This window comes from Companilactobacillus suantsaicola (assembly GCF_004745525.1).
Lineage (GTDB): Bacteria > Bacillota > Bacilli > Lactobacillales > Lactobacillaceae > Companilactobacillus > Companilactobacillus suantsaicola.
In genome coordinates, this window is record NZ_RKLY01000013.1 from 34,150 (window position 1) to 56,542 (window position 22,393).

The 22,393-nt window shown below is 38.1% G+C and carries 16 protein-coding genes and 5 tRNA genes; 19 read left to right on the top strand and 2 right to left on the bottom strand.

Annotated elements, in window-relative coordinates; genetic code table 11:
- Positions 1-107: 107 nt before the first annotated feature.
- The 10 genes from EGT49_RS06290 (at position 108) to EGT49_RS06335 (ending at position 13,803) form a co-directional block, all read left to right on the top strand.
- Positions 108-1,682, top strand: coding sequence for an ATP-binding cassette domain-containing protein (locus EGT49_RS06290; RefSeq protein WP_135372624.1), 1,575 nt, complete (start codon positions 108-110; stop codon positions 1,680-1,682).
- 446 nt (positions 1,683-2,128) lie between these two features.
- Positions 2,129-2,201 (top strand) — tRNA-Val (locus tag EGT49_RS06295).
- A gap of 34 nt (positions 2,202-2,235) precedes the next feature.
- Positions 2,236-2,318, top strand: a tRNA-Leu gene (locus EGT49_RS06300).
- 62 nt (positions 2,319-2,380) lie between these two features.
- Positions 2,381-2,453 (top strand) — tRNA-Thr (locus EGT49_RS06305).
- A 10-nt stretch (positions 2,454-2,463) separates the two neighbouring features.
- Positions 2,464-2,535 (top strand) — tRNA-Gly (locus tag EGT49_RS06310).
- Between the two features lie 15 nt (positions 2,536-2,550).
- Positions 2,551-2,624: transfer RNA gene (locus EGT49_RS06315), tRNA-Pro, on the top strand.
- A gap of 241 nt (positions 2,625-2,865) precedes the next feature.
- Positions 2,866-5,352 carry an ATP-dependent Clp protease ATP-binding subunit gene (locus EGT49_RS06320; RefSeq protein ID WP_135372626.1) on the top strand — a complete coding sequence of 829 codons (2,487 nt, stop codon included), beginning with the start codon at positions 2,866-2,868 and terminating at the stop codon, positions 5,350-5,352.
- 254 nt (positions 5,353-5,606) lie between these two features.
- Positions 5,607-9,212, top strand: coding sequence for a DNA-directed RNA polymerase subunit beta (gene rpoB / locus EGT49_RS06325; protein WP_135372628.1), 3,606 nt, complete (start codon positions 5,607-5,609; stop codon positions 9,210-9,212).
- A 24-nt stretch (positions 9,213-9,236) separates the two neighbouring features.
- Positions 9,237-12,899: a DNA-directed RNA polymerase subunit beta' gene (gene rpoC / locus EGT49_RS06330; protein WP_135372630.1), complete on the top strand. Its 3,663-nt coding sequence runs from the start codon at positions 9,237-9,239 to the stop codon at positions 12,897-12,899.
- 85 nt (positions 12,900-12,984) lie between these two features.
- On the top strand, positions 12,985-13,803 hold the full coding sequence (locus EGT49_RS06335; RefSeq protein WP_135372632.1) for an alpha/beta hydrolase: 819 nt from the start codon (positions 12,985-12,987) through the stop codon (positions 13,801-13,803).
- Here EGT49_RS06335 and EGT49_RS12810 read toward each other — a convergent pair.
- On the bottom strand, positions 13,763-14,458 hold the full coding sequence (locus tag EGT49_RS12810) for a prepilin peptidase (protein ID WP_135372634.1): 696 nt from the start codon (positions 14,456-14,458) through the stop codon (positions 13,763-13,765). The genes EGT49_RS06335 and EGT49_RS12810 overlap by 41 nt on opposite strands.
- 231 nt (positions 14,459-14,689) lie before the next feature.
- On the opposite strand from EGT49_RS12810, the gene rpsL reads away from it, so the two are divergent.
- The 3 genes from rpsL to fusA are packed head-to-tail and all read left to right on the top strand — an operon-like array spanning position 14,690 to position 17,768.
- The gene (rpsL, locus tag EGT49_RS06345) at positions 14,690-15,103 is read left to right on the top strand and encodes a 30S ribosomal protein S12 (RefSeq protein ID WP_010018509.1); all 414 of its coding nucleotides are present in this window, start codon (positions 14,690-14,692) and stop codon (positions 15,101-15,103) included.
- Positions 15,104-15,157: 54 nt separating this feature from the next.
- Positions 15,158-15,625, top strand: a complete 468-nt coding sequence (rpsG, locus tag EGT49_RS06350; protein WP_010018510.1) for a 30S ribosomal protein S7 — start codon at positions 15,158-15,160, stop codon at positions 15,623-15,625.
- Between the two features lie 46 nt (positions 15,626-15,671).
- The gene (gene fusA / locus EGT49_RS06355) at positions 15,672-17,768 is read left to right on the top strand and encodes an elongation factor G (protein ID WP_135372636.1); all 2,097 of its coding nucleotides are present in this window, start codon (positions 15,672-15,674) and stop codon (positions 17,766-17,768) included.
- A gap of 54 nt (positions 17,769-17,822) precedes the next feature.
- On the opposite strand, the gene EGT49_RS06360 is transcribed toward fusA, so the two are convergent.
- Positions 17,823-19,028 (bottom strand): CPBP family intramembrane glutamic endopeptidase, encoded by a 1,206-nt coding sequence (locus EGT49_RS06360; RefSeq protein ID WP_135372638.1) that lies wholly within the window; start codon positions 19,026-19,028, stop codon positions 17,823-17,825.
- Positions 19,029-19,311: 283 nt separating this feature from the next.
- On the opposite strand from EGT49_RS06360, the gene rpsJ reads away from it, so the two are divergent.
- Genes rpsJ through rpsS form a run of 6 tightly spaced genes read left to right on the top strand, consistent with a single transcriptional unit; the run spans position 19,312 to position 22,384 of the window.
- A complete protein-coding gene (gene rpsJ, locus EGT49_RS06365) occupies positions 19,312-19,620 on the top strand; it encodes a 30S ribosomal protein S10 (protein ID WP_025084408.1) in 309 nt (102 codons plus the stop codon).
- Between the two features lie 31 nt (positions 19,621-19,651).
- A complete protein-coding gene (rplC, locus tag EGT49_RS06370) occupies positions 19,652-20,287 on the top strand; it encodes a 50S ribosomal protein L3 (protein ID WP_135372640.1) in 636 nt (211 codons plus the stop codon).
- Positions 20,288-20,304: 17 nt separating this feature from the next.
- Positions 20,305-20,928, top strand: coding sequence for a 50S ribosomal protein L4 (gene rplD / locus EGT49_RS06375; protein ID WP_135372642.1), 624 nt, complete (start codon positions 20,305-20,307; stop codon positions 20,926-20,928).
- A complete protein-coding gene (gene rplW / locus EGT49_RS06380) occupies positions 20,928-21,218 on the top strand; it encodes a 50S ribosomal protein L23 (protein WP_135372644.1) in 291 nt (96 codons plus the stop codon). Before rplD ends, rplW begins: the two co-directional genes overlap by 1 nt.
- Positions 21,219-21,234: 16 nt before the next feature.
- Positions 21,235-22,068: a 50S ribosomal protein L2 gene (gene rplB, locus EGT49_RS06385; protein WP_135372646.1), complete on the top strand. Its 834-nt coding sequence runs from the start codon at positions 21,235-21,237 to the stop codon at positions 22,066-22,068.
- 34 nt (positions 22,069-22,102) lie between these two features.
- Positions 22,103-22,384, top strand: coding sequence for a 30S ribosomal protein S19 (gene rpsS, locus EGT49_RS06390; RefSeq protein WP_041501334.1), 282 nt, complete (start codon positions 22,103-22,105; stop codon positions 22,382-22,384).
- Positions 22,385-22,393: the final 9 nt, after the last annotated feature.

Genomic DNA, 22,393 nt, shown 5'->3' on the forward strand with positions numbered 1-22,393 from the left:
TTTACAAATTACCATCGTTCGCATGTTCCTGTGATGAATTAGTTAAGAAATGTCTCTTGAAAAAAGATTAAAGTTAAACTATATTTAATCCAATTAGGAGGGTTCTAATGATATTAAAGTATATAAAGACCCGTTATATAGTTAATTTTTTAATTCTTTCTTTTCTAAAATCATTGCAGGTGGTATTCATTGCACTGATTAGTCAACAAATGATCAATTGGATCACTGACCCTAAGCTTGATTATTTGTTAATGTTGGTTGTAATAGCATTTGCAGGTTTAATTTTATTTTGGGTAATAGGAATTTTGTATCAAAAAATGTATTTCATTGTTGTAAAAACAGCAAATTATCGTATAAAAGCTATTGCCAGTAATTATCTTATTTTTAATAATCACCCAACTGTAAACGTGGATACATCTTTCTTCACTAATGATTTAAAAGCACTTGAAGCGAATAAGGTAGAGGCAGAATTACAAATAGTCACAAATGTAATTCAATTCATAACGGCCGTGGTTTCGGCTTCGGTAGCGTCTATTCCGTTGACGATAATATTTATGTTAGCATCATTTTTACCGGGGATTTTACAGCGACTGTTGGGAAAAAATATTGAAGCAAAATCACAAATATGGGATAAGGACAACAGTAAATACACCGAAACCGTTAAAGAAACAGAGATGTTCTCTAAATCAGCTAGATTGTATAATTCTGAAGCTGGTTTGTGGAGGAGATTTAAGAGCGCTGCTAGCCTGATGGAAAACTCTTTGATGCGTTTGAATTTTTGGGAAGGTTTTACAAATGAGACAATTAGTGTGATAGCTTATGCGGCGATTACTATTGCTCCAATTGCACTTGGAGTTTATCTTGTAAGCATTAGAAATATCACACTTGGTACATTAATTATGATTAGTCAGTTGTCTAATAACTTTGTAAATCCCGTTATTACCATTTCTGCATATGTTAATAATCTAAGAGCAGCTAAGCCTATGTGGAATAAATTCTTAATTTTGACTAAGAATACTGATCACTTAGAGTCTAGAACAACTACCATTAATGACCCAAGAAGCCTCACTCTAAAAGATGTAACGGTTGCACTTGACGGTAACGATATATTTGAAAATGTCTCCTTTAATGTAGAAAAAGGAGATAAAGTTTTAATAGTTGCTCCATCAGGATGGGGAAAATCAACCCTTCTGAATACGTTATTAGGAAATGTAGCTATAAAAAATGGAGAATACTTGATAAACAATCAAAGCGTAACCCGAAATGTCGAGAATGTTCATAATTACTTTAGTTATATTAATCAAGAACCTAGACTGCTGGATGATACAGTGCTTTATAACATCACTTTAGGTAATCCAGTTTCAGATAATCAACTTAATGATGTTATAAAAAAGTCAGGTTTATCTGATCTAGTCAAGAATAAAGGATTAGATTTTAAAGTTGGAAAATCTGGTGAAAATTTATCTGGTGGGCAAAAACAGAGAATTGAAATTGCTAGGGCATTATATTTCAAGCGACCATTTTTACTAGCTGATGAAGCCACAGCTTCATTAGACCCGGATCTCTCTAAGAAAATCCATGATACTTTACTAAAAGATTATTCAGGCACAGTAATTGAAGTAGCTCATCATCTTAGCGATGAAGAAAGAAATATGTTTAACAAAGTGTATAGTTTTAAGTGATTTGTTTTGGATTAGAAGCATCTATTTTAAATATATGTAAGGCATATTGAAGGTCAGCCAAATATTTAAGAAATAGGTGCTTTTATTTTTGCCTTTGAAGCTTATAAAGGGTTCTTGAATAGAACTACTATTCCTAAATAAATGGAAACTAAATAACCAATAGATCCGTTATTCAGTCCGGAGCAACAAACCCGATTTGGGCTCAGTGGTGAAATTTCACTTAACGCTTTAGCGTTTAGTGAAAGGCCAAGCTTGGAAATGCCGCGCACTTTGCGGTAGTTTCAAGTTGTGCCCACCACGTTCCAGCCCAAAATCGAGTTTGTTGCGGAGGACGGCATACTTCACCACCCCCTCAAGAAAAGAATTAAACTATTCGAAAATTTTTGTTGACAGTTTTTGTAATCAATAGGTATAATAATATAGTTGTTTCAAGCAAGAAACATTTTGGAGGATTAGCTCAGCTGGGAGAGCATCTGCCTTACAAGCAGGAGGTCACAGGTTCGATCCCTGTATCCTCCATTAAGCATTATCGCTTAATGGTTTTTAGTTTTTTGCGGGTGTGGCGGAATTGGCAGACGCGCTAGATTTAGGTTCTAGTGTCCAGTGGACATGAAGGTTCAAGTCCTTTCACCCGTATTAAATTGGTCTTGCAAAAAGATTGATTTATGTGTATTATGTTAAATGTCGTTTGGCATAATGCCGACTTAGCTCAGTTGGCAGAGCATCTGTCTTGTAAACAGGGGGTCGGAGGTTCGAATCCTCTAGTCGGCATAGTCATAATGCGGAAGTAGTTCAGTGGTAGAACATCACCTTGCCATGGTGGGGGTCGCGGGTTCGAATCCCGTCTTCCGCTTAGAGAAAATGGTTTCGGGAAATAGCTCAGCTTGGTAGAGCGTCACGTTCGGGACGTGAAGGCCGCAAGTTCGAATCTTGTTTTCCCGATATCGAGACTAAGTATAAAAGGGTAATTAATTCTTAATGGATTGATTGCCTTTTTTCGTTTCTCTAAAAATATTTGGACGATAAACTAATATGAGTATATAAAGGAGTTGAATGTGTTAGGATTCTAATTGAAGTAGTTAATAATCTAGGTTAATTCTCTTTTAATAAGATGAATTAATTGCTTTTTTTTAAAACACATTTATACTTTCTAAACAGACACTTGAAAAGTAGAGGTAACATAATGGACAAAGTATTTACCGAAAGCGCCAAAAATGCACTAGTTTTAGCACAAGAACAAGCCAAGGCATTTCATCACAATGCTGTTGGTACAGAACACATTCTACTTGGACTAGTAATGGAAAATGATGGTATTGCCGGTATTACTTTGAGGGATCTAGCTGTAAGTGATCGAGATGTTGAGGAAGAAATTGAACATCTGACAGGTTATGGGGATGTCTCATCTAATACTGCTAAGGGAATCTATTTGCCTTATTCTCCTAAAGGACAGATGATTTTGAGCAATGCCCAGGAAAACTCAAATCTTTATAAGTCCAATCGTATCGGAACAGAACATATTTTATTAGCGATTTTAGACGATGCTGACAATTTGGCTAATCGAATTTTGGTCAATTTAGGCTTGAGTTTGTCTAAAACTAAATCACTTCTTTTAAGTAAAATGGGAATGTCAAACAAGGCTGCCCGTCGTGGCTTTGCTAATAATTTGAGTAAGCAAAAGAGTCAACAACAAACACAAGGAACACCAACTTTGGATTCATTGTCCCGTGACTTGACTAAACTTGCTGCGGCTAACCAAATTGACCCAGTTATTGGTCGTCAAAAAGAAGTTGAAAGAACGATTCAAATTTTGAGCCGTCGAACAAAGAACAATCCAGTTTTAGTTGGTGAACCAGGTGTAGGTAAAACTGCTATTGCTGAAGGTTTAGCAATTGCTATTGTTAAAAAAGAAGTTCCACTTGATATGCAAAATAAACGGATCATGATGCTTGATATGGGCTCACTTGTGGCTGGTACTAAGTATCGTGGTGAATTTGAAGACCGTTTGAAGAAAGTTATTAAAGAAATTTATGAAGATAAGCATGTGATTCTCTTCATTGATGAGTTACATACTTTAATTGGAGCCGGTGGTGCTGAGGGTGCTATTGATGCTTCCAATATATTGAAACCCGCATTAGCTCGTGGTGAGTTGCAATTGATCGGTGCAACTACATCGAATGAATACCAAAAGTATATTGAAAAAGATACTGCTTTGGAACGTCGTTTTGCTAAAGTTTATGTTGAAGAACCAAGTGCTGAAGATTCAGTTAAAATTTTGATGGGCTTGAGACCTAGATATGAACAACATCACGGCTTAAAAATTTCTGATGAGGCCGTTGAAGCAGCTGTACGTTTGTCAACACGTTACTTGACGAACCGTTTCTTGCCAGATAAGGCTATTGATCTAATGGATGAAGCTTCAGCTAAAGTTCGAATCCACAATGTTTCAAAGAATAATAAGTTAGAAGAATTGACTAACAAGTCTATGAAGTTGATGGATGACAAGAACAATGCCATCTTGGATCAAGATTTTGAAAAGGCTGCTAAGATCCGTGAAGAAGAACAAACACTTCAAGCTCAAATTGCTAAGTTAAAGGATAAGCAGACAAATCAAAAGAAAGCTGTCGTTTCTGCTAATGATATTGCTGAAATCATTGCGGAATGGACAGGAGTACCTGTTAAACAAATCACACGTAAGGAAAGTGAGAAGTTACTTAACCTTGAAAAAGAACTTCACAAGCGTGTTATTGGCCAAGATAATGCTATCAATGCTGTTTCTCGTGCTATTCGTCGAGCTAGAAGTGGTATGAAAGATCCTAACCGTCCAATTGGTTCATTTATGTTCTTAGGACCTACTGGTGTAGGTAAGACTGAGTTAGCTAAATCAATTGCGGAAGTTATGTTTGGTTCTGAAGATAATTTGATTCGTGTCGACATGTCAGAATATATGGAACAATACAGTACTTCTAAATTGATTGGTTCAGCACCTGGTTATGTTGGTTTTGACGATGGCGGTCAATTGACCGAAAAGGTTAGAAATGAGCCTTATTCAGTTGTCTTGCTAGATGAAGTTGAAAAAGCTCATCCAGATGTTTTCAATATCTTACTTCAAGTATTAGACGATGGTATTTTGACGGATGCTAAGGGTCGTAAAGTTGATTTTAGAAATACGATCATCATTATGACTTCTAATCTTGGTGCAAGATCACTTGAAGAAGACAAGTCAGTCGGCTTTGGAGCTAAAGACGTTCATGACGATTTCAAGGAAATGCAAGAACGTATCAATACTGAATTGAAACGCTTCTTCCGTCCTGAATTCTTGAACCGTGTCGATGAAACTATTGTCTTCAAGTCACTCAACAAAGAACAACTCAAAGAAATTGCTAAGATCATGAGTAACAATTTGAGAAAACGCCTTGCTGAGCGTGAAATTAAATTGGTCATCACGCCAACAGCTTATAATGATCTAGTTAAAGATGGTTATAATCCTGAATATGGTGCTCGTCCAATGAGAAGAACCATCCAACGTGAGATTGAAGATCCAGTCAGTGAGCAATTACTAATGGGTAATGTTAAAGCTGGTGATTCGATCAAAGTTGGTTCTAAAAAAGGGAAGTTAACTGTGACAGTTGACAATCCTGATAAAAAAGATACTTTAACTCATCAAAAATAATAGGCTTGACTATTGACATGAATAGTGCATAAGTGTATTATTTCTTTTGAGATTCATAGTTCAAATTGCAAATTGCGATCTATTGTCCGTGATTATGCGTAAATAAAAAAACAAAAATAGATTTTAGTTTCTATTTTTGGTTTTTTTTTGCCTAAAAATGGGTTTTTGAACCGTTTTCATGCAAATTGTAATCAAATTGTAATATTTCTGATTTGAATTTGGACTTGGACAAAATATATGTTGAGGTGAAAAATTTGACTTATCATAACGTTAATTATGGTGCACACCGTGTTCGTCGTAGTTATGCAAAGATCAAGGAAGTACTTCCACTGCCAAATTTGATTGACATCCAAACAAATTCTTATAAGTGGTTCTTAGATGAAGGACTTAAGGATATGTTTGACGACATTATGCCAATCGATGATTTTGCTGGTAACCTTTCTTTGGAATACGTCGGCTACAAGTTACTAGAACCAAAATATACTGTTGAAGAAGCAAGACAACATGACGCTAACTTCTCAGCACCATTGCATGTTACATTGAAATTGACTAATCATGAAACTGGCGAAATCAAGACACAAGATGTTTTCTTTGGTGATTTCCCAATCATGACAGATGAAGGAACTTTCATCATCAACGGTGCCGAACGTGTTATTGTTTCTCAATTAGTACGTTCACCTGGTATTTATTACAATCAAGATACAGATAAAAACGGTCGTGAAAATTACGGTACAACAGTTATTCCTAACCGTGGTGCCTGGTTGGAATTTGAAACAGATGCTAAGGGTCTAGGCTATGTAAGAATTGATAGAACTAGAAAGCTACCTATTTCTGAATTAGTTCGTGCTTTAGGTTTTGGTAGTGACTCTGAAATTCTAGATATCTTTGGTGAAAACGATACTTTGAACTTAACTCTTGAAAAAGATGTTCATAAAGATACTAATGATTCACGTGTCGAAGAAGCTTTGAAAGATATTTATGAAAGACTCCGTCCTGGTGAACCAAAGACAGCAGATAGTTCTCGTTCATTGCTATATGCTAGATTCTTTGACCCACGTAGATATGACTTAGCACCAGTTGGTCGTTACAAGATCAATAAGAAGTTAAATCTCAAGACTAGACTTTTGAACAAGACTTTGGCTGAAACACTTGCTGACCCTGATACAGGTGAAGTTGTTTTAGCTAAGGATACATTAATTGATCGCGATGCTATGAACAAGTTGGCTCCTTATCTTGAAAGAGATGACTTCAAGACTGTTACTTTGAATCCTTCAGAAGAAGGTGTCTTGACTGACCCAATTACTGTTCAAATTATTAAGATCTATTCAGAAGCTGACAACGAAAAGGTTGTTAATATCATTGGTAACGGTCATATTCCAGAAGAAAACCGTACTATTACACCAGCTGATATTTTGGCAGGTATTAACTACTTCTTGAACTTGAAGGAAAACATCGGTACTACAGATGATATTGATCACTTAGGTAACCGTCGTATTCGTTCAGTCGGTGAATTGCTACAAAACCAATTCCGTATTGGTTTGTCACGTATGGAACGTGTTGTACGTGAAAGAATGTCAATTCAAGATTCAGCTACTGTTACACCTCAACAATTGATCAATATTAGACCAGTTGTTGCTTCAATTAAGGAATTCTTTGGTTCATCACAATTGTCACAATTCATGGATCAAACTAATCCACTTGGAGAACTAGAACACAAGCGTCGTCTATCAGCCCTTGGACCTGGTGGTTTGACTCGTGATCGTGCCGGATATGAAGTTCGTGACGTTCACTATACCCACTATGGTCGTATGTGTCCTATTGAAACTCCTGAAGGTCCTAATATCGGACTTATTAATAACTTGGCTTCATACGCTATTATTAATAAATATGGTTTCATCGAAACACCATATCGTCGTGTTTCATGGGATACTCACAAAGTAACTGATAAGATCGATTACTTAACTGCTGACGAAGAAGATAACTATGTTGTTGCCCAAGCCAATACACCATTGAACGATGATGGTTCATTTGCTGACAACACAATCTTGGCTCGTCGTAAAGATGATAATATTGAAACAACTCCAGAAAAAGTCGACTACATGGACGTTTCTCCTAAGCAAGTAGTTTCTGTAGCTACTGCATGTATTCCTTTCTTGGAAAATGATGATTCAAACCGTGCCCTAATGGGTGCTAACATGCAACGTCAAGCTGTTCCATTGATCAATCCACATGCTCCACTTGTTGGTACTGGTATGGAATACATCGCTGCTCATGATTCCGGTGCTGCTTTGTTGGCCGATCACAGTGGTGTCGTTGAATATGTTGATGCTAAGAAAGTTACTATCAAACGTGACGAAGATGGCACAACAGATGATTACAAGGTAACTAAGTTCCGTCGTTCAAATAATGGTAAGAGTTATAACCAAAGACCTATCGTCCGCAAGGGTGAAGAGGTTAAGAAGGGTGACATTATCGCCGATGGTCCAGCAATGGAAAATGGTGAATTAGCTCTTGGTCAAAACCCACTTATCGCCTTTATGACATGGAACATGTATAACTATGAAGATGCGATTGTTCTTTCAGAAAAATTAGTTCGTGAAGATGCTTATACTTCAATTCATATTGAGGAATATGAATCAGAAGCACGTGATACTAAACTTGGACCTGAAGAAATCACACGTGAAATTCCTAACGTTGGTGAAGATTCATTGAAGGATCTTGACGAATTCGGAATCATCCGTGTTGGTGCAGAAGTTCGTGATGGCGACATCTTAGTTGGTAAAGTTACACCTAAGGGTGTTACAGAATTATCAGCCGAAGAACGACTATTGCACGCTATCTTTGGTGAAAAAGCTCGTGAAGTTCGTGATACATCACTTCGTGTACCTCATGGTGGTGGCGGTATTATCCAAGACGTTAAGGTCTTCACTCGTGAAGCCGGTGACGAACTTGATCCTGGTGTTAACATGCTAGTTCGTGTTTACATCGCTCAAAAGCGTAAGATTCAAGTTGGTGACAAGATGTCTGGTCGTCACGGTAACAAGGGTACTGTTTCAATCGTTGTACCTGAAGAAGATATGCCATATATGCCAGATGGTACTCCAGTAGATATTCTATTGAACCCAATGGGTGTTCCATCACGTATGAATATTGGACAAGTTCTTGATCTTCACTTAGGTATGGCTGCCAGAAAACTTGGCATCCACGTTACAACACCTGTTTTCGACGGTGTAAGTAATGATGAACTTTGGGACATTGTCCGTGAAGCTGATATGGATTCAGATGGTAAGTCAATCCTTTACGATGGACGTACTGGTGAACCATTCAAGAACCGTGTTGCTGTTGGTGTCATGTACTACTTGAAACTAGCTCACATGGTTGATGATAAACTTCATGCTCGTTCAATTGGACCATACTCACTAGTTACTCAACAACCACTTGGTGGTAAAGCACAATTTGGTGGTCAGAGATTTGGTGAAATGGAAGTTTGGGCCCTTGAAGCTTATGGTGCCGCTTATACATTGCAAGAAATCTTGACATACAAGTCTGATGATATTGTTGGACGTGTTAAGACTTATGAAGCTATTGTTAAGGGTGAAAGTATTCCTAAACCTGGTGTTCCTGAATCATTCCGTGTTCTGGTCAAAGAACTACAAGCTCTTGGATTGGACATGAAAGTTCTAGATGCACATAAGAAAGAAATCGAACTTAGAGATATGGATGACGACGAAGACACAGTTAGTGTTGACGCTCTATCTAAATTCGCTAAACAACAAGAACAAAAACGTGCTGAAGAAGAAGCTAAGAAGCTGGAAGCATCAAAGGATTCAACTGAAACTAGTACGAAATCAGAAAACTAGTTAAAACTTTAGGGAGGTTACCTTTTGATAGACGTTAATAAATTCGATAGTATGCAAATTGGTTTAGCTTCTCCTGATAAGATTCGTAGTTGGTCTTATGGGGAAGTTAAGAAACCAGAAACTATTAACTACCGTACTTTAAAACCAGAAAAAGATGGTCTATTCGATGAAAGAATCTTTGGACCAACTAAAGACTGGGAATGTGCCTGTGGTAAGTACAAACGTATCCGTTATAAGGGTATTGTTTGTGACCGCTGTGGTGTTGAAGTTACTCGTTCAAAAGTTCGCCGTGAACGTATGGCTCATATCGAACTAGCAGCTCCTGTATCACACATCTGGTACTTTAAAGGAATCCCATCACGTATGGGACTTGTCTTGGATATGAGTCCAAGAAACTTGGAAGAAGTAATCTACTTTGCATCATATGTAGTTATCGACCCAGGTGATACTGATCTAGAAAAGAAACAATTATTAACAGAAACAGAATACCGTAAGAAACGTGAAGAATTTGGTAACAAGTTCGTTGCTGAAATGGGTGCCGAAGGTATCCGTGATCTTCTAAGACAAGTTGATATGGATTCTGAAGTTAAAGAATTACGTGAGACATTGAAGTCCGCTCAAGGACAAAAACGTACACGTGCTATTAGACGTTTGGATATCCTTAGTGCTTTCCAAAAGTCTGGTAACAAACCTGAATGGATGGTAATGGAAGCAATTCCCGTAATCCCACCTGATCTTCGTCCAATGGTTCAACTAGAAGGTGGCCGTTTCGCTACTTCTGACTTGAACGATTTGTACCGTCGTGTTATTAACAGAAATAACCGTTTGAAGAGATTGTTGGATCTACATGCTCCTAATATCATCGTTCAAAACGAAAAGAGAATGCTCCAAGAAGCTGTTGATGCCTTGATCGATAATGGTCGTCGTGGCCGTCCTGTTACAGGACCTGGTAACCGTCCATTGAAGTCACTTTCACACATGCTTAAAGGTAAGCAAGGTCGTTTCCGTCAAAACTTACTTGGTAAACGTGTTGACTACTCAGGTCGTTCTGTTATCGATGTTGGACCAACACTTAAGTTTTACCAATGTGGTCTTCCACGTGAAATGGCATTGGAATTGTTCAAACCATTCGTAATGCACGAACTAGTTAAGAGAGAAATCGCTTCTAACGTCAAGAATGCTAGAAGAAAGATCGATCGCCAAGATGATGATATCTGGGATGTACTAGAAGACGTTATCAAAGAACGTCCAGTACTACTTAACCGTGCCCCTACACTTCATAGACTTGGTATCCAAGCCTTTGAACCTGTTTTGGTTGATGGTAAATCAATCCGTTTGCACCCACTTGCTTGTGAAGCTTACAATGCCGATTTTGATGGTGACCAAATGGCTATCCACGTGCCACTATCAGACGAAGCTCAAGCTGAAGCTCGTATGTTGATGCTTGCTGCTCACCATATTCTTGCTCCTAAAGATGGTAAGCCTATCGTTACTCCTTCACAGGATGTTGTTTTAGGTAACTACTATCTAACAATTGAAACAAGACATATGACTGGCGAAGGTAAGATCTTCATGGATGCTAATGAAGTTCAAACAGCTCTTCTAAATGGTGATGTTCATTACCATACAAGAATTGGTTTAGCTGTTTCTTCAATGCCTAACAAGCCATTCAAGGATGAACAAAGAGATAAGGTTATGATTACCAGTGTTGGTAAAGTGATCTTTAACGAAATTCTTCCTGCTGACTTCCCATACTTAAATGAACCTTCAGATGACAATTTGAAGAATGGTGTTCCTGACAAGTACTTCTTGGGTAAAGGTGAAGATATTCATCAACGTTTGGACGAAATGGATCTAGTAGACCCACTTAAGAGTGGTTACCTATCAGATATCATCGCTCAAATCTTCAAGATCTACCGTGTTCAAAGAACTTCATCACTTCTTGATGATATGAAGGAATTAGGTTACACAATCTGTACACTATCTGGTTTGACAGTTGGTGTTACTGATGTTCCTAACTTAACTCAAAAACCTGAAATTATTGACAAAGCCCACAAACAAGTCGCTTCTATTTCTAAGCAATTCCGTCGTGGACTTATCACCGATGATGAACGACATGATCGTGTTATCAGTGTTTGGAACGATACAAAGGACGAAATTCAACAATTGTTGATCGACTCATTTGATCCTACAAACCCTATCTCAATGATGTCCGATTCCGGTGCCCGTGGTAACATTTCAAACTTTACTCAGCTAGCTGGTATGCGTGGACTTATGGCTGCCCCTAACGGTGGTATGATGGAAATCCCTGTTATTTCTAACTTCCGTGAAGGACTATCTGTCATGGAAATGTTCATGTCAACCCACGGTGCTCGTAAAGGTATGACCGATACAGCCTTGAAGACTGCTAACTCTGGTTACTTGACACGTCGTTTGGTTGATGTTGCTCAAGATGTTATCGTTCGTGAAGAAGATTGTGGTACTGACCGTGGTCTTGTTGTAAGTGCCATTATGGAAGGTACAGATTTAATCGAACCATTGTATGATCGACTTGTTGGTCGTTATACTCAAAAGACAGTTAAAGATCCTAAGACAGGCGAAGTTATCGTACCTCGTGGTGTCATGATGGATGAAGCTTTGGCTCAAAAGGTTGTTGACGCAGGTGTCACACACGTAACAATTCGTTCTGCATTCACATGTGATACAAAACATGGTGTATGTAAGAAGTGTTACGGTAGAAACCTTGCTACTGGTGAAGAAGTTGAAATTGGTGAAGCAGTTGGTACTGTTGCTGCTCAATCAATCGGTGAACCAGGTACACAATTGACTATGAGAAACTTCCATACTGGTGGTGTTGCTGGTGGCGATGATATTACTCAAGGACTTCCTCGTGTTCAAGAAATTGTTGAAGCTAGAAATCCTAAAGGTCTTGCTGTCATTTCTGAAGTTGATGGTACAGTTACATCAATCGATGAGAATCCAGCAGAACATACTAAGGAAATCACTGTTGAGGGTGACATTGACTCTAGAAGTTATAGTGTTCCTTACACATCAAGTGTTGCAGTTGCCGAAGGTGACCATGTAAAACGTGGTGGTAAGTTGACACAAGGTTCAATCGATCCTAAGGAATTGATCAAAGTTACAAACGTCCTACATACAGAAAACTACTTGCTTGCTGAAGTTCAAAAAGTTTACCGTATGCAAGGTGTTGATATTTCTGATAAGCATTTCGAGGTTATGATCAGACAAATGCTCAGAAAGATCCGTATCCTTGATCCTGGTGATACAGATGTCTTACCTGGTCAATTGATGGATATTTCTCAATTTACTGACCATAACCGTGAGACATTGTTCAATGGTGGAATTCCTGCCACTGGACGTCCAGTTCTACTTGGTATCACAAAAGCCTCACTTGAAACTAACAGTTTCTTGTCAGCTGCTTCCTTCCAGGAAACAACTAGAGTTCTTACTGACGCTTCAATTCGTGGTAAGAATGATCCACTTCTTGGACTTAAGGAAAATGTTATTATTGGTAAACTTATCCCTGCCGGTACTGGTATGGCTAAGTACAACCATATGGAACCTAAGAAAGTCGGCCCAATGGCAGACAATTCGTTAAATGGTGCCTATACAATTTCTGATATAGAGGCCCAAATGAAGGCTGAAGAAGCTAAGAGTGAAAAATAATTAATATTTGTTAGAAAGACGACCATTTATGGTCGTCTTTTTTTTGTATAATAGAAGTATCGAGATTAATTTGGAGGTTAGAATTTTGCAAAAGCAAGAATTAGCTTATCAAGATACCAAATTTACTTTAGATACTTACTGGTTAGATCCAATTTCTGATTTTGATGAACCAGTTGAGCATCCGCTAGCAATTATTTGTCCTGGAGGTGCTTTTAAGTTTCATTCTGATCGTGAAGCACAACCGATTGCCATGAAATTTAACTCAGAAGGAATGCATGCTTTAGTTTTGCATTACCAATTAGCTGAAAATGGCAAAAATGTTTATCCTATAGCCTTACAAGAAATGGCAACAACTTTGAATTGGTTGAAGAGTCAACAAGAAACTCACAATATTGATTTGAGTAAAGTAGTTTTAATTGGTTTCTCTGCCGGTGGACACGTCGTTGCTGACTTTAATTCCATCATGTTAGATCCAGAACAAAGAAAGAATATCTTTGCTGACAAATTGGAAGTTGAACCAGCTGCAAATATCCTCGGTTATTCAGTAATCGATATGACTCTAGGTTGGCCTAAAGAAGAATCATGGTCTAAACAAGTAGCTCCTGATGAATCATATTGGCAAGCTCAAGCTCATTTAACTGAGCATGCTAAACCAACATTCATTTGGCAAACAGTTACTGATGACACCGTACCGGTCATGAATTCAATCGTTTATGCACAAAAGTTGAATGACTTGAAGATTCCATACGAAATGCACCTCTTTGGTTCGGGCGGCCACGGTTTGTCACTTTCAACTTATGTCACAAAGCATCCCAATGGTGGAGATTACAATATTTACGATTATAAGTGGTGGGAATTAGCAGTTAACTGGCTAAAGCTTCAAAGAATCCTACCTGAAATTTAATAAGAAATGAAGAGATCACGAAGACGAATCCTGTAGCGATACATAAATAAGGGATGAATCGAAATGATCTCTTTTTGTTTACCGCAAAATTGCCAATACAAAGCAGACACGCTAAGATCATTATTAATAGAAAAAGCTCTAAGTTAAAAACTAAAGCCAGGATTGAGATTATCTCCACATCACCCAAACCAATTAGGTGGTTCCGGCTTAATAACAAGAGTGACAGGTATACTAAAAGGCTGATCAATAAATGTTGACCAGAGAAGTGCCATATGATTGTTGGCAAAAAGCCCAAATAAAAAATCGGATAGACATAACCATAAAAAGCGTCACAAAAGCCTAAAAGAATTAACGTCAAAATCAAAGGTAAATAGGATAAATTGTTGAAATAATAACTGGAAAGAATCAACAGTCCACCACAAAATTCTTGAAGGGGATTTAAAAAATTAATTTGATTTTTGCAAGTTGAGCATTTACCATTATCTATGAAATAACCCAGTATTGGGATGATTTCATACCATCTTAAGATCCTGTGACAGTAATCGCACTGAGAACGCCTGGTGTTGATTTGTGGGTAATCTTGTGCGAAAACCTTTAGAAAGGAGATAATGCAAGCTCCGAAAATGAAGATTAGTAGTTGTAAAAGATATTCCATTATTTTCACCTCGTTTTAAATTACGAAGTATTTTGGGTTAACTTTTTAGCAATGTCACGTTGACATGGCTTTTTATAGATGGTATTCTAATAGACGTGCTTTTATTGGCAGCAATATTAGTTTGTTTATTTAAATATAAGCTCATAACGTACGCCACTAACGTGGTTTATTATTTTACAAAATTATGAACCACCTGGATGTGTGTACTTAAATTATTAGGAGGAACTTTGAATGCCAACAATTAACCAATTAGTTCGCAAAGGCCGTAAGTCACAAACTTCAAAGTCCGATGCACCTGCATTGAACTACGGCTACAATAGTATGAAGAAGGTTGCTACAAAGAACCCAGCTCCACAAAAACGTGGTGTTGCAACTCGTGTCGGAACAATGACACCTAAGAAGCCTAACTCAGCCCTACGTAAGTATGCCCGTGTTAGATTATCAAACCTTATTGAAGTAACAGCATATATCCCAGGAATTGGCCACAACTTGCAAGAGCATAGTGTTGTTCTTGTCCGTGGTGGACGTGTAAAGGATCTACCTGGTGTTCGTTATCACGTTGTTCGTGGTGCCTTAGATACAGCCGGTGTTGATGGACGTATGCAAAGTCGTTCAAAATATGGTGCTAAGAAGCCTAAGAAATAACAATAAATAATCATTCTTATTTAATGAAATAATGTAATAACGGAGGAATTTTTTATGCGTAAAGGTAGAGCTCCAAAACGTGATGTTTTGCCAGATCCAATGTACAACTCAAAGCTAGTAACTCGTTTGATTAACCACTTGATGTATGATGGTAAAAGAGGTACTGCTTCAACAATTTTATATCGTGCTTTCGATATTATTAAGGACAAGACAGGTAACGAACCATTGGACGTGTTTGAAGAAGCAATGAACAATGTTATGCCTGTACTTGAAGTTAAGGCTCGCCGTATCGGTGGTTCTAACTATCAAATTCCTATCGAAGTTCGTCCAGATCGTCGTACAACTCTAGGACTTCGTTGGATCACAAGTTATGCTCGTCTACGTGGTGAACATACTATGGACGAACGTCTAGCTAACGAAATCATGGATGCAGCTAACAATACTGGTGCTGCTGTTAAGAAACGTGAAGATACACATAAGATGGCCGATGCTAACCGTGCATTCGCTCACTATCGCTGGTAGGATCTAGTTTTAAAACTAGTTAATTTGAGAGGAGAAACAATTTTTCATGGCTAATAAACGTGAATTTCCACTAGAAGATACCCGTAATATTGGTATCATGGCCCACATCGATGCCGGTAAAACTACAACTACAGAACGTATCTTGTACTATACTGGTAAAATCCACAAAATTGGTGAAACACATGATGGTGCTTCACAAATGGACTGGATGGCTCAAGAACAAGAACGTGGTATTACTATCACATCAGCTGCTACAACTGCTGAATGGAAGAACAACCGTATCAATATCATTGATACTCCAGGACACGTTGACTTCACAATCGAAGTTGAACGTTCACTCCGTGTTCTAGATGGTGCTATTACAGTTCTTGATGCTCAATCAGGTGTTGAACCACAAACTGAAAATGTTTGGCGTCAAGCCTCAACATACGGTGTTCCAAGAATCGTCTTTGTTAACAAGATGGATAAAATCGGTGCTAACTTTGACTACTCTGTAGAAACATTGCATGAAAGACTAGATGCTAACGCACATGCTATCCAAATGCCTATTGGTGCCGAAGACCAATTCGAAGGTGTTATCGACTTGATTGAAATGAAAGCCGATCTATACGACGAAGACGAATTAGGTACAAAATGGGATACTGTCGATGTTCCTGAAGAATATCGTGCTGAAGCTGAAAAGAAACGTGCAGAATTGATCGAATCAGTTGCTGATGTTGATGATGATATCATGGACAAGTACCTTGAAGGTGAAGAAATCAGCAACGATGAAATCCGTGCTGCTATTCGTAAAGCTACAATCAACTTGAAGTTCTTCCCAGTTCTTGCAGGTTCTGCTTTCAAGAATAAGGGTGTTCAAATGTTGATGGATGCCGTTGTTGACTACTTACCATCACCACTTGACGTACGTCCTTATAAGGCTACAGATCCTAAGGATGAATCAGAAGTTGAACTTATGGCTGATGACAGCAAACCATTTGCTGGTCTTGCATTTAAGATTGCTACTGACCCATTCGTTGGACGTCTAACATACATTCGTGTATATAGAGGTTCACTAGAATCAGGTTCTTATGTCTTGAACTCAACTAAAGACAAGCGTGAACGTGTTGGTCGTTTGCTACAAATGCATTCTAACCACCGTAAGGAAATCCCTGAAGTATTCTCTGGTGATATCGCTGCTGTTATCGGTTTGAAGAACACTACAACAGGTGATTCTCTAACAGATCCAGATCATCCATTAATTCTTGAATCATTGGATATTCCAGATCCAGTTATCCAAGTATCTATCGAACCTAACTCAAAGGAAGATAGAGATAAGATGGATGTTGCTATCCAAAAACTTTCAGAAGAAGATCCTACTTTCCAAGCTGAAACAAATCCTGAAACTGGTGAAACATTGATCGCCGGAATGGGTGAATTGCACTTGGATATCATGGTTGACCGTATGAAACGTGAATTTAACGTTGCATGTAAGGTTGGTGAACCTCAAGTTGCTTACCGTGAAACATTTACACAACAAACAAGTGCTCAAGGTAAGTTCGTTCGTCAATCTGGTGGTAAAGGTCAATATGGTGACGTTTGGGTTGAATTTACACCTAACGAAGAAGGTAAAGGCTTTGAATTCGAAGATGCTATCGTCGGTGGTGTTGTTCCTCGTGAATACATCCCTTCAGTAGAACAAGGATTGAAAGAATCAATGGAAAACGGTGTTCTTGCTGGATACCCATTGATTGATGTTAAGGCTAAGTTGTATGATGGTTCATACCACGAAGTCGATTCATCTGAAGCTGCCTTCAAGATTGCTGCTTCATTGGCTCTACGTAATGCTGCTAAATCAGCTGGTGCTGTAATTCTTGAACCTATTATGAAGGTTGAAATTGTTACACCAGAAGATTACTTAGGTGACGTTATGGGACAAGTTACTGCTCGTCGTGGACGTGTTGAAGGTATGGAAGCACGTGGTAATGCACAACTTATCAATGCTTTCGTTCCACTTGCAGAAATGTTTGGTTACGCTACAACACTTCGTTCAGCAACACAAGGTCGTGGTACATTTACAATGACAATGGATCACTACGAAAAGGTTCCTAAGTCAATTCAAGCTGACATCATTAAGAAAAATGGTGGCAACCCAGAAGCTTAGTTAATAACAAAAATAAAACCGTAACAGTTAAATCTGTTACGGTTTTTTTGTGTTCTAAATTGTAAAATAATTCGAATTGGAATACTTGCGTCGATAAACAGCAATCAATAGTCCTAGTGCAATTACGATGAAAATTAAAGTTTCAACGACGGTAAAAATGTTTTGTAAGTTAGTTACCTTACCAGTCATGACCTCACCCGAAGTCGTAAAGGCTAAGGTATCGAGTAGAGTATGAAAAATCACAGGGATAAAAAACGTGTCAGTGTACAAATAAAGGCCACACATCAGTAATCCCATTCCAGTGGCAAAGATTACTTGGTTGATTGTATTAGGAAGATCTTGTCCAGCAGACAAATTACTTAAATGTAATAATCCGAAACACAAACTACTAATAAAACTAGCAAAGAAAATTTTCCAACGAAAGTTTTTAAAAGCAGCTAATAGGATTGTTAGAAACATGTATCTAAATAAAGTTTCTTCAGCAATTCCGGCTTCTAAACCACTCAATAAATACTCAATTCGAAATTTAGCATGGGAGAAATCAAAAGTATAAAGTGAACTCAAGAAATCTTTCCCGCCACTGAAGGCATTCCACATCGTAAACCAAAAACATAATAATAGTAGAAAAAGTAAAATTATATAATTGATGTGACGTGATGGGACCATGTGAGGGTAAGCGTAACCCCATTTTCTCATCAGCACTAAAGCTATGATCAAGAAGACAAGTGCTCCCATGAATCTAGTGTCACTCAATTTTGCTATCAGTGGATTGAAATCAAGAATGGTACTGTAGGTAACGATACTTAACGATCCCATGGCGATAAATTCAAAAGAGAAAATGCTTAGTAGTAATTGCACGAATTTATTTTCAAATGGCGTGAGGAAAACCACAGCATAGGGGATATACATGACCAAAATTGAAATCAAAAATAATATTAATGAGCTAGGTAAATTCCAGTCGTAGTATCTGGTACTAAAAGTTATTAAGTAGAAGTATGATTCTGCAATGATAAATACTTGTAAAAATAGCTGAAAGACAAAATTAAGTCGCTCAGAAATCTTTTGTGGTCTACTTTTGACCTTCAACGCTAAAAGATTTAAAAAAATCGGAATGAATAAGTAAAGATTCTTAGTCATAGCACTGAAGGTGAAAATAATCAGGGCATTTAAAACCACTTGCCCTCTGAAAATATAAAGATACATTTTATCTTTATTATTTGGTGAAAACCTGTTATTATAACTAAATCCGTAATCGTTCAAAAATCCACCTCCACTTTTATTAGAGTATAGTTTAAAATCTCTATTTTAGAAAGTAACTTTTATTTTGAAAAATACTCGATTTGGCTTGAAAATCCGGAGGTCATCGTGTAGTATTATAAGAGTGCTTATTTCTTGGAGAAGTATGTACTTAAATAGATATTTAAATATATCGACGGCTTAGAAGTGAGAGGTTGCGACACACCCGGCCGCTTTGCCACGGCAGGGCTGGCGGATATTTTCACGGAGCCGGTCATCTTGAAAGAGACAAAAAGGAGGTAACCCCATGGCAAGTCAAAAAATTCGCATTCGTTTAAAGGCTTATGAACATCGTATTCTAGATCAATCAGCTGACAAGATTGTGGAAACTGCAAAAAGAACTGGTGCTACAATTTCAGGACCAATTCCTTTGCCAACAGAGCGTTCACTATATACAGTGTTAGCTTCACCACACAAGCATAAGGATTCTAGAGAACAATTCGAAATGCGTACACATAAAAGACTTATCGACGTTGTTAACCCAACAAAGAAGACGGTTGATTCACTTATGAAGTTGGATCTACCATCAGGTGTTGACATTGAAATTAAATTATAATTATTACAAATAAATTATTGGAGGTGCAAACATGGCCAAAAAAGGAATTCTTGGTAAAAAAGTCGGAATGACTCAAATTTTTACTGACAATGGTGAATTAGTTCCCGTTACAGTTGTTGAAGCAACACCAAATGTTGTTATGCAACTTAAAACAGTTGAAAATGATGGTTATGAAGCCGTACAACTAGGTTTGGATGACTTACGTGAAGTATTGTCAAACAAACCTGCCAAGGGTCATGCACAAAAGGCAAATACAACTCCTAAACGTTACATTCGCGAATTCCGCGATGTTGAAATGGGAGACTACGAATTAGGTGCTGAAGTTACAGTAGATACATTTAATTCTGGTGATGTTGTCGACGTTACAGGAACAACTAAGGGACACGGAATGCAAGGTAACATCAAGAGATTCGGTCAAGCTAGAGGACCTGAAACTCACGGTTCTAGATATCACCGTGTTGCTGGTTCAATGGGTGCTATCATTAACCGAGTATTCAAAGGTAAGATGCTTCCAGGTCGTATGGGTAACAACCGTGTTACTACACAAAACCTAGAAATCGTTAAAGTTGATGCTGAACATAATGCAATTATGATCAAGGGTAATGTACCCGGAGCAAACAAATCATTAGTTAAAATCCAAACAGCTGTTAAAGCTAATCAAAAATAGGAAGGAGGAAATGAGTTATGACAAAAATCACAGCTTACAAAGATAACGGTGCTGAAAACGGTGCTGTAGATGTAAAAGACGAAGTTTTTGGTGTTGAACCAAACGACAGTGTTGTTACAGATGCAGTTATTATGCAACGTGCATCAATGAGACAAGGTACTCATGATGTTAAGAACCGTTCCGAAGTCCGTGGTGGTGGAAGAAAGCCATGGCGCCAAAAAGGTACTGGTCGTGCTCGTCAAGGTTCAATCAGATCACCTCAATGGGTAGGTGGTGGTGTCGTATTCGGCCCAACACCAAGATCTTATTCATATCACCTTCCAAAGAAGGTTAGCCGCTTGGCATTGAAGTCTGTTCTTTCACAAAAGGCTGCTGACAGTAACCTAATCGTTATTGACTCAATTTCATACGACAAACCAAGTACAAAAGCTTTCGCACAATTACTAAACAAAGTAGGTGTTGACAACAAAGCTCTTGTAGTTGTTGAAGATGGTAACGACAACGTTGCTTTATCAGCAAGAAACATTGATAAAGTTAAGGTTGTTGCTCCAGAAGGTGTTAACGTGCTTGACATTATTAACGCAAACAAGTTAGTTGTTACACAAGCAGCACTTTCTAAAATTGAGGAGGTGCTTGGATAATGAACGCAAGAGACGTAATTATTCGCCCCGTAATCACTGAAAGCTCAATGGATGCTATGAGCGATAAGAAATATACTTTCGACGTTGCTTTAGATGCTAACAAAGTTCTTGTTAGACAAGCTGTTGAAGAAGTTTTCGGTGTAAAAGTTAAACAAGTAAACATCATGAATGTTTCTGGTAAGAAGAAGCGCCAAGGTCGTTATGTTGGTTTTACAGCAAAACGTCGTAAGGCTATCGTTACTCTTACAGCAGATTCAGATGAAATTAAGATTTTCGAAGACGAGAAATAAATAAGGAGGTCAAATAATGGCGATTATCAAGTATAAACCAACCACAAACGGTCGTCGTAATATGACAGGTTCTGACTTTTCAGAAATTACTAAGACAACTCCTGAAAAGACACTTTTAGAATCACAAAGCCATACAGCTGGTCGTAACTCATACGGTCATATTACAGTTCGTCACCGTGGTGGTGGACACAAACAAAAATACCGTGTTATTGATTTCAAACGTATCAAAGACGGTGTTAAAGCTACAGTAAAATCTATTGAATATGATCCAAATCGTACAGCAAATATTGCATTGCTTCACTATTCTGACGGTGTTAAGTCATATATCTTAGCTCCTAAGGGCCTTGAAGTAGGGCAAATCGTTGAATCTGGTAAGGATGCAGATATCAAACCTGGTAACGCACTTGCACTTGCAGATATCCCTGTTGGTACAGTTCTACACAACGTTGAATTGAAACCTGGTAAGGGTGGTCAACTAGGCCGTTCTGCTGGTACATCTGTTCAATTATTAGGTAGAGATGGTAAATACTCACTATTACGTTTACCTTCTGGTGAAGTTCGTATGATTCTTTCAACTTGCCGTGCTACTGTTGGTTCAATTGGTAATGAACAACATGAACTTATTAAGATTGGTAAAGCTGGACGTAAGCGTTGGTTAGGTATGAGACCTACAGTTCGTGGTTCAGTTATGAACCCTAACGATCACCCACACGGTGGTGGTGAAGGTAAAGCTCCTATCGGTCATCCATCACCAATGTCACCATGGGGTAAGAAGACCTTGGGTAAGAAAACTCGTTCATCACATGCCAAATCTGAAAGACTTATCATTCGTCATAGAAAAGGTAAGTAAACTATTCATTAGAATAATATAAGGAGGACATAAGATGAGTCGTAGTTTAAAAAAAGGACCATTCGCTGATGCACACCTTCTAAAGAAGATCGATGCTCAAGCAGATTCTGATAAGAAGTCAGTTATCAAAACATGGTCAAGACGTTCAACAATTTTTCCTAGTTTCGTAGGATACACAATCGCAGTTCATGATGGTCGTAAGCACGTTCCAGTTTATATCCAAGAAGATATGGTTGGCCACAAGTTGGGCGAATTCGTTCCAACACGTACATTCCACGGTCATGCTACTGATGACAAGAAGACAGTTAAGAAATAAGAAGGGAGA

Bases quoted from the DNA above. Each gene is read 5' to 3' on its own strand.
- EGT49_RS06290 (WP_135372624.1), top strand. From the start codon at position 108: ATGATATTAAAGTATATAAAGACCCGTTATATAGTTAATTTTTTAATT.
- EGT49_RS06320 (WP_135372626.1), top strand. From the start codon at position 2,866: ATGGACAAAGTATTTACCGAAAGCGCCAAAAATGCACTAGTTTTAGCA.
- EGT49_RS12810 (WP_135372634.1), bottom strand. From the start codon at position 14,458: ATGGAATATCTTTTACAACTACTAATCTTCATTTTCGGAGCTTGCATT.
- rpsL (WP_010018509.1), top strand. From the start codon at position 14,690: ATGCCAACAATTAACCAATTAGTTCGCAAAGGCCGTAAGTCACAAACT.
- rpsG (WP_010018510.1), top strand. From the start codon at position 15,158: ATGCGTAAAGGTAGAGCTCCAAAACGTGATGTTTTGCCAGATCCAATG.
- fusA (WP_135372636.1), top strand. From the start codon at position 15,672: ATGGCTAATAAACGTGAATTTCCACTAGAAGATACCCGTAATATTGGT.
- rpsJ (WP_025084408.1), top strand. From the start codon at position 19,312: ATGGCAAGTCAAAAAATTCGCATTCGTTTAAAGGCTTATGAACATCGT.
- rplC (WP_135372640.1), top strand. From the start codon at position 19,652: ATGGCCAAAAAAGGAATTCTTGGTAAAAAAGTCGGAATGACTCAAATT.
- rplD (WP_135372642.1), top strand. From the start codon at position 20,305: ATGACAAAAATCACAGCTTACAAAGATAACGGTGCTGAAAACGGTGCT.
- rplW (WP_135372644.1), top strand. From the start codon at position 20,928: ATGAACGCAAGAGACGTAATTATTCGCCCCGTAATCACTGAAAGCTCA.
- rplB (WP_135372646.1), top strand. From the start codon at position 21,235: ATGGCGATTATCAAGTATAAACCAACCACAAACGGTCGTCGTAATATG.
- rpsS (WP_041501334.1), top strand. From the start codon at position 22,103: ATGAGTCGTAGTTTAAAAAAAGGACCATTCGCTGATGCACACCTTCTA.